Source organism: Nostocoides japonicum T1-X7 (genome assembly GCF_001046855.1).
Classification (GTDB): Bacteria; Actinomycetota; Actinomycetes; order Actinomycetales; family Dermatophilaceae; genus Nostocoides; species Nostocoides japonicum.
Genome location: NZ_HF570958.1, coordinates 4,675,621 through 4,683,641 on the forward strand (window position 1 = coordinate 4,675,621; position 8,021 = coordinate 4,683,641).

At 73.3% G+C, this 8,021-nt stretch carries 7 protein-coding genes; 3 read left to right on the top strand and 4 right to left on the bottom strand.

The features are described 5' to 3' along the window. The 4 genes from BN12_RS21250 to BN12_RS21265 all read right to left on the bottom strand — a co-directional run. Nucleotides 1–1,662: FtsX-like permease family protein (locus BN12_RS21250; protein ID WP_048555565.1), on the bottom strand; the 1,662-nt coding region annotated here is incomplete at its 3' end. Between the two features lie 69 nt (nt 1,663–1,731). Beyond that, the gene (locus BN12_RS21255; protein WP_048555566.1) at nt 1,732–2,190 is read right to left on the bottom strand and encodes a universal stress protein; all 459 of its coding nucleotides are present in this window, start codon (nt 2,188–2,190) and stop codon (nt 1,732–1,734) included. Nucleotides 2,191–2,373: 183 nt separating this feature from the next. Next, the gene (locus BN12_RS21260) at nt 2,374–3,402 is read right to left on the bottom strand and encodes a hemolysin family protein (protein WP_048555567.1); all 1,029 of its coding nucleotides are present in this window, start codon (nt 3,400–3,402) and stop codon (nt 2,374–2,376) included. Next, a complete protein-coding gene (locus tag BN12_RS21265) occupies nt 3,399–4,742 on the bottom strand; it encodes a hemolysin family protein (protein ID WP_048555568.1) in 1,344 nt (447 codons plus the stop codon). Before BN12_RS21265 ends, BN12_RS21260 begins: the two co-directional genes overlap by 4 nt. A 998-nt stretch (nt 4,743–5,740) precedes the next feature. Here BN12_RS21265 and BN12_RS21270 point away from each other — a divergent pair. The 3 genes from BN12_RS21270 to BN12_RS21280 all read left to right on the top strand — a co-directional run. Beyond that, a complete protein-coding gene (locus BN12_RS21270) occupies nt 5,741–6,733 on the top strand; it encodes an ABC transporter ATP-binding protein (RefSeq protein WP_048555569.1) in 993 nt (330 codons plus the stop codon). Next, the gene (locus tag BN12_RS21275; protein ID WP_048555570.1) at nt 6,733–7,554 is read left to right on the top strand and encodes a hypothetical protein; all 822 of its coding nucleotides are present in this window, start codon (nt 6,733–6,735) and stop codon (nt 7,552–7,554) included. Before BN12_RS21270 ends, BN12_RS21275 begins: the two co-directional genes overlap by 1 nt. Nucleotides 7,555–7,775: 221 nt before the next feature. Then, nucleotides 7,776–8,021: 2-oxoglutarate dehydrogenase E1 subunit family protein (locus BN12_RS21280; RefSeq protein ID WP_407667814.1), on the top strand; the 246-nt coding region annotated here is incomplete at its 3' end.

Sequence of the window (8,021 nt, forward strand, 5' to 3'; positions counted from 1 at the left end):
CACGGCCGCTGCGACCGGCCGCCCGTCCGCCGGCGCGACGGTCAGCACGGCGGCGGCGCCCACCTCGACGCCTGCTCGGTCGGACCGGTTGCGGTCGCCGACGGCCAGGGCGTTCGTCGCGAAGACGACGAGGCTGAGGCCGACGGTGACGACGGGGACGAGCCACCGCGTGGCGGGCCGTCGCGAGGCCTGGAGCAGGGCCGCCCCTGGCACCGTCCGCCCCTGGGAGAGGAGCCAGGTCCCGGTGCCGCCGAGGGCGGCGGGCAGGAGGCGCGATCCGAGGATCCCCACGGCGACGGCCAGCAGCGTCGGTGCGGCGAGCGCGGCGGGTCCGGCGAGCGACCCGGTGGCCAGCGCGACGAAGACCGCGAGGGACGCGGCGACGACCATCGCCTCGAGCAGTCCCAGCGTCGCGCCACGACCTCGCGAGGGAACGCTCCGCAGGAGACCAGCCACCGGTTCCTCCGACACCCGGTGGACCGACAGGAGGGTGAGGCCGACGAGGACGACGGCGGAGGCTCCGAGCACCAGCCATGCCGGGACGGGGACCTCGAGCGGGACGTCGATGGGCAGGACGACCCGCCGGCCGGCATACGACAACGCCACCGCGAGACCCGCACCCAGGGGCAGCCCGAGGACGACGGGAGGGAGCGTCTCCTGAAGGAGCAGCCGGCGCGAGCCGGCCGCCCCCCTGCCGCGCAGCTTCGCGACGGCCACCTCGGTGCGGCGCTGCTCGCTCGCGGCGAGGAGGACGAGCCAGAGGACGACGGCGAGGAGCACGGCCAGCTGGACGGTGAGCACGGGCACCGTGACGTCGGCCTGCCGCCGGTCCGTCGCGACGGCGTCGGCGATGGCCGGTATGCCGCTCGCGGCGTAGACGGGCAGGGTCGCCTGCTGCTCCGCCGGGGTGCTCGCCGTCGCGGCCCACGGGCGGGCGACGAACGCGCGCATCGCGGCGCCGAGGTCCGCGATGTCGTCCAGCGTCACGGTGCCGGGGCGGAGCGGCAGCACGGCGAGGCTGTGCGGCTCCCGCCAGCTCTCCTCGAGCACCGCACCGAGCAGCGGTGCGGGCGTCCCCGGCCGCGTCCCGAGACCGAGGTCGGTCGTGACCCCGGGACGGGGCCGGTAGGTGCCCACGACGGTGACCCGGGCCTCGGGTATGCCGTTGCCGGACGCGGCACCGCCGGAGGCGGCGTCGTCGGACTCGGTGAGGGTGAACGTCGCACCGGCCGTCCACGGATCGGTCGAGGACCCGCTCGTCACGGGCGCCAGCACCTCGCCGGTCCCGGTGGGGCAGCGGCCCTGGACGACCTCGACGGTGTCGCATCCGGTGGACAGCCAGGCCAGCGGGGTCGGCTGGTCCGCCCCCGGGCCGGTCACCATGACGAACTGGCCGAGGACGGGGACCCCGTGGTGGGCCCGGAGGTCGGCCGGAACGAGGGCGGCCAGCTGGCGCGGGGACCGCACGAGGCGCGGCTCGCTCGGCGACCACGACGTGAGGCGCAGCGCGGCGTCGGTCGCGGAGCCGGCGAGCCGGGTGCTCAGGCTCGCCCGGGCGATGGCCCGCGCGAACATCGGCGCGAAGACGAGCGAGGCCGTGACGAGGGTCGAGAGGGCGAGGACCACGAGGGCCTGGGTGCGACGGAAGCGCGCGGCCCGCATACCAGCACCTCCCCGTCGGTCTCCCCCGGAGAACCTAACCCCGGCGGCCGGAGGAGTCGACGGGAACGGTCAGGTGGTCTCGACGCAGGGGGGCCGGAGGATGACCGCGGGGCACGTCGCGTGGGTCGCGACGTACTGGCTCACCGAGCCGAGGATCATCCGCGACAGGGTGTGGTGCCCCCGGCTGCCGATGACGACGAGGTCGGCGTCCTCGGCCGCCTCGGTGAGGACGAGCGCGGGCTGCCCCTCGACGACCTCCTCGTGGACGGTGACGCCGTCGAGGTCGTCGGACGCCCGGGCCAGGGCCTCCTTGAGGGCCCGCTCGGCCTCCTGGTCGGGCCGGTAGTCATCGGGGAAGCCCGGCTCGAACCCGTAGATCCGCGGATAGGCCCACGTCGTCACCGCGCGGATCGAGGCGCCCGTCAGCCGCGCCTGGTGGGCGGCCCATCGCAGCGCCGCGTCGGAGCTCGGCGAACCGTCGACTCCGACGACGACGACCGGCTCCCGAGAGCTGTCCGAGCGTGTCATCCTGCGTCACCTCGACTCGTGCGGCCGACGACGCTGGACGCGGCCCGGCCGCTGCTGGTGGATGCCTCTATTCTAGGGCTCGGGCGAGGGTCGGCCGCCGACCCTCGGTGTCTGCGCCGTCACATCTGCGGGCGCGCTCGAGCGCTGGATCCTCTTGCATGTCAGGGGCGTTCGGTGCGCGGGTCAGCGCTGCTCGGCGTCGGACACCTCTCCGACGAGCTCCTCGATGACGTCCTCGAGGAAGACGACGCCGACGACCTGACCCGCCGGGTCGATGACGCGGGCGAGGTGCGAGCCGGTGCTCTGCATCGTGCGGAGGACGTCCTCGACGGCGTCGCCGGCCGCGACCGTGGCGAGCCGGCGGATCCGCTTGCGCGGGATGGGCGCCTCCCGCTCGTCGTCGTCGGCGTAGAGGACGTCCTTGAGGTGGAGGTACCCGGCCGGGAGACCGTCGTCGTCGACGGTCGGGAACCGGCTGAAGCCGTGCTTGGCGACGAGGTGCTCGATGTCGTCGGGGCTCGCCGTGCGAGGGACCGTGACGAGCCCGTCGAGCGGCACGGCGACGTCGGCGGCGTCCTTGTCGCTGAACTCGAGCGCGGCGCCGACGAGACCGAGCTGGTCGTCCTCGACGAGGCCCTCGCGGTGCGACTCCTCGACGATGTGGTGCACCTGCTCGGCCGTGAACTCGTCGGCCATCTCGTCCTTCGGCTCGATCCCCAGGCGACGGACCATCCCCTTCGCGATGGCTTCGAGGGCGCGGATGACCGGTGCGAGGGCCCGGGTGAAGTAGAGCAGCGGCGGCACGAACGCGAGGGCCGCCCGGTCGGGCCCCGCGAGGGCGAGGTTCTTGGGGATCATCTCGCCGACGACGACGTGGAGATAGACGACGAGCAGGAGGGCGATGACGAGGGCGACTCCGCTCGCGACACCGAGCGGGATGCCGAGATGCTCCAGGGGGCCCTCGAACACGTGGTGCAGCGCGGACTCGGAGTAGGCGCCGAGGAGAACCGAGCAGAGGGTGATGCCGAGCTGGGCGGCGGCGAGCATGGAGCCCATCCGCTCCATCCCCGCGAGGGCGGTGCGGGCGCGGACCGACCCCTCGGCCGCGAGGGGCTCCAGCTGGCTGCGCCGGGCGGCCATCGCGGAGAACTCCGCCCCGACGAAGAAGGCGTTGCCGAGCAGCAGCACGAGCGTGACGACGACGACGGTCATCGGCGGCCGTCCTTCGGGCTCGCGTCGTCGTCCGCGGGCTCGGGCTCCGGCTCGTGGACGAACCGGAGCCGGTCGACGCGCAGGCCGTCCATGTCGACGACGTCGATGGTCCATCCCGGTATGCCGATCCGGTCACCGACCCGCGGGACCCGCCCGAGGGTCGCCATGACGAAGCCTCCCGTCGTCTCGTATGCCGCGCTGTCCGGGATGTCGGCGCCGATCCGGTCCCGGACCTCGTCGGGCCGCCACAGGCCGGGGACCGACCACGTGCCCGCCGAGACCTCGCGCCCGGTCGTCGAGGACCGGTCGTGCTCGTCGGTGACCTCCCCGACGATCTCCTCGACGACGTCCTCGAGGGTGACGACCCCGCTCGTCCCGCCGTACTCGTCGACGACGATCGCGAGCTGCATACCGGCCTGCCGGAGGAGGACGAGCAGCGGGTCGAGCCGGATCGTCTCGGGCACGAGGAGCGGGGGCACCATGAGCGCCGACACGGGGACGTCCGCGCGCCGGTCGTGGGGCACCGCCATGGCCCGCTTGACGTGGACCATGCCGTCGATGTCGTCCCAGTCGTCGCCGACGACGGGGAACCGCGAGTGGCCGGTCCGCCGCGCGAGGGCGAGGACGTCCTCCGCGCTGGCCGTCCGCTCGATGGCCGTCGACCGGACCCGCGGGCTCATCACGTCGGCCGCGGTCCGCTCGCCGAAGCCGAGGGTCGCCGCGACGAGCCGGGCCGTCCCCGGCTCCAGCGTCCCCGCGGCGGCCGACCGACGGACGAGCGAGGCGAGCTCGAGCGGCGTCCGGGCGCCGGACAGCTCCTCCCGGGGCTCGACGCCGACCGCCCGGAGGACCCCGTTCGCCGAGCCGTTGAGGATGGCGATGAGGGGACGGGCGACGACCGAGAAGACCCGCACGGGGCCGGCGACGAGCTGCGCCGTGCCCATCGGCGCCGAGATGCCGAGGAACTGCGGGAGGAGCTCGCCGAAGAGCATCGAGACGAGCGTGACGAGGACGAGCGCGACGACCGCCGCGACGCTGTCGGCGCCGCCCTCCGGCACGCCGAGGGCCCGCAGCGGGCTCGCGAGGAGTCTCGTGACGGCCGGCGTCGTCACGAAGCCGAGCGCGAGCGTCGTGAGGGTGATGCCGACCTGGGCGGCCGACAGCTGGGTCGACAGGCGCCGCAGCGAGCGCAGAATGTTGCCCGCCTGGGCGTCGCCCTCCTCCGCCGCCTGCTGGACGGCCGGGCGGTCGACGGCGACGAGCGAGAACTCCGCGGCGACGAACAGGGCGGTCCCCGCCGTGAGCACCAAGCCGGCGAGGACCAGCAACCAGTCGGTCATAGTGGCATGAGCCTAATCGGGCCGGCGTCGTCCGCCCGCAGGGCCCGACGGCGTCCCCCGCCCGGGGGACGTGCCGGGTCAGGGAGGTGAGCTCGTCGCCCCACTCGCGGGCCGCGGGGCAGGCAATTCGAGGGATCTGGTGACGCGGCGTTGGGGCCTGGATACCTCGACTCCGGGGGTGCCCGGTGGGTCGAGGTATCTGGCGACGCTCCCGTGGGGCCTCGATACCTCGACTCCGGGAGTGCCCGCACGAATCGAGGTATCTGGCGACGCGGCGGTGGGGCCTCGATACCTCGACTCCGGGAGTGCTCGGAGGGTCGAGGTATCTGGCGACGCTCACGCGGGGTCGGCCCACCTCGACTCCGGGGGTGCCCGGTGGGTCGAGGTATCTGGCGACGCTCGCGCGGGGCCGGGCATACCTCGACTCCGGAGGTGCCCGCACGAATCGAGGTATCTGGCGACTCGGCGGTGGGGCATCGATACCTCGACTCCGGGGGTGCCCGGTGGGTCGAGGTATCTGGTGTCCTGTCCACGGTCTGGGCGAGGGTCGACTCACCCGCTCGACCGGGAGGGCCCGAGGGGCCGCGGAGACATCTCACCCGAGTGGCGTGCCACACCCCCGGACGCCGGGCATACCTCGACTCCAGAGGGACCCGCACGAATCGAGGCATCTGGCGACGCGGCGGTGGGGCCTGGATACCTCGACTCCGGGGGTGCCCGGTGGGTCGAGGTATCTGGTGACCTTTCGGCGCCACTGTCCCCTCGGGATGGTCGAACCACCTCGTGCGGCGCGTCCGACATCCCGACGTCGTGGCACACCGACGTCGTGGCATACCGGAGGGGACCCGCATCCCGGCAGAGGGTCACGAACGCGACGGACCGGACCGGATGAGCGGAATCCTCCGCCGCTCGATGGAGGCCCCATCCGCCTGTCGGTTGACCCTCACGTCGGTGGAGGCAGACACAATGGCAGCCATGACCACATCAAGGAGGGGACGATGACCACCGCTACAGCGGAGGGCGCACGCGTCGAGATCCAGTCGCTGACGAAGAGATTCGGGGACTTCACCGCCGTCGACGACCTCACGTTCACCGTCGAGCCGGGCCGCATCACCGGCTTCCTCGGCCCGAACGGCGCCGGCAAGACGACGACCCTGCGGATGCTGCTCGGCCTCGTCCGGCCGACGAGCGGCACGGCGACGATCGGCGGCCGGACCTACCAGCACATCCCGCACCCCATCACCACGGTCGGAGCCGCGCTCGAGGCGACGAGCTTCCACCCCGGACGGAGCGGCCGGGACCACCTGCGGGTGCTCGCGGCGACCGCGGGCATCCCGACGAGCCGGGTCGACGAGATGCTCGAGCTGACCGGCATACCGGCTGCCGCGAGCAAGCGTGCCGGGGGCTACAGCATGGGTATGCGACAGCGGCTCGGGCTCGCGGCGGCGCTCCTCGGCGACCCGAGCGTCCTCGTCCTCGACGAGCCCGCCAACGGACTCGACCCGGAGGGGATCCGCTGGCTGCGGGGGTTCATGCGTCACCTCGCGGGCACGGGCAAGACGATCCTCGTCTCGAGCCACATGCTCCAGGAGGTCGAGCAGACCGTCGACGACGTCGTCATCATCACCAACGGCCGCCTCGTCCGCGCGGGACGGATGGCCGACCTCCACGGGACGACGACCTCGCTCGTCCGCACGAGCGACCCCGAGCGGCTCGCGGGCGCCCTCCGGGTCGCCGACCTCACGAGCCAGCCGGCCGGCGACGGTGTCCTCACCGTCGAGAGCGCCGACCTGCGCGCGATCGGCGACGTCGCGCTCCGGGCGGGCGTGCCGGTCTGGGAGCTGCGCCAGCAGACGAGCGACCTCGAGGACCTCTTCTTCGCCCTCACCGAGGGGACCAACCGCAACCTCGGCGACGGCGCGAGCGCGCCACCGCCCGACGGGAGCAGGACCCCGGTCCCCTCCGCTCCGGTGGAAGGAGGTGGCCGGTGATGGGCGGCGCCGTCCGATCCGAGCTGCGCAAGGTCTTCACGACCCGGCTGTGGTGGGGCCTGCTCCTCGGGGTCGTCTTCCTCGACGGGCTCATCTCCTTCGGCTTCTCCTTCCTCGTCGGGGCCGACCTCGGCGGCGACAACCCGAGTGCCTCGCCGTTCCTCCACCCCAACGCGGGGACGATCCAGCTCGTCTTCTCCGCCGGGTTCGTCTACTACCTCACTCCCCTCATCCCGCTGACCCTCGGCGTCCTCCTCATCACGAGCGAGTTCCGGCACAAGACGATCTCGGCGACCTACCTCGCCGTCCCGGTCCGCCCGGTCGTCGTCGCCGCGAAGCTCGTCGCGGTCGTCGTGACCGGCGCGATGTATGCCCTCGTCCACGATCTCGCGGTCGTCGCCGCCGGTGGCGGGGTCCTCACGCTCCGGGGCCAGCCGACCTTTCTCGACAGCGGCGACGTGTGGCAGACCCTCGGGGTCAGCCTGCTGACCTTCGTCTGCTGGGCGCTCCTCGGCTTCGGCTTCGGCATGCTCATCCAGAACCAGATCGCCGCGATCCTCGTCGGGATCGGCGTCGGCTTCCTCGCGCAGATCATCCTCGGCATCGTCTTCGGCCTCCTCAGCTGGGACGGCGTGAGCCGGTGGCTGCCCGGGAACCTGTCGGTCGGGATGCTCGTGACCCAGGACCCGACGAACGGCGCCCAGGCCTCGAGCGGCGATCCCTACTTCTCGTGGTGGGTGAGCGCGCTCCTGCTCACGGCATACGGCCTCGCCCTGTCGATCATCGGCTCCTGGATCGCCTCGCGCCGCGACATCACCTGACGGACGGTCGGTCCCGTCTCCGGCGATCCCCGCCCTGGCTCCCGGGGTGGGGATCGCCACCGTCCCGCCCTGCCGTCCGCCGCGGTATGCCGGGGCGGCCGGGACGTATGCGGCGCCCCCGCACGGGCCGTCGTGCGCCGCAGGTCGAGGACGATAGGCTGGAGTTCGCATTCTCGACCCCGATGCGTCATCGCTGACGCGACCGAAAGAGGCGCACCCTCGTGCCAGAGCAGCCCCCGACCTCAGACCCGATGGCGACGTTCGGCCCGAACGAGTGGCTCGTGGACGAGCTCTACGACCGATACCGCCAGGACAAGAACTCCGTCGACCCGGCCTGGTGGGACTTCTTCGCCGACTACCGCCCCGACGGCGGGTCGGAGGCGTCCGCGACGAACGGCGCGACGCCGTCCAACGGGCACGCGCCCGCCGCCCCGGCGAAGGCCGCGCCGGCGGCGACCGCTCCGGCA

Excerpts from the sequence above, each read along its gene's own strand:
- BN12_RS21255 (WP_048555566.1), bottom strand. The coding sequence starts at position 2,190 with ATGACACGCTCGGACAGCTCTCGGGAGCCGGTCGTCGTCGTCGGAGTC.
- BN12_RS21265 (WP_048555568.1), bottom strand. The coding sequence starts at position 4,742 with ATGACCGACTGGTTGCTGGTCCTCGCCGGCTTGGTGCTCACGGCGGGG.
- BN12_RS21260 (WP_048555567.1), bottom strand. The coding sequence starts at position 3,402 with ATGACCGTCGTCGTCGTCACGCTCGTGCTGCTGCTCGGCAACGCCTTC.
- BN12_RS21275 (WP_048555570.1), top strand. The coding sequence starts at position 6,733 with ATGGGCGGCGCCGTCCGATCCGAGCTGCGCAAGGTCTTCACGACCCGG.
- BN12_RS21270 (WP_048555569.1), top strand. The coding sequence starts at position 5,741 with ATGACCACCGCTACAGCGGAGGGCGCACGCGTCGAGATCCAGTCGCTG.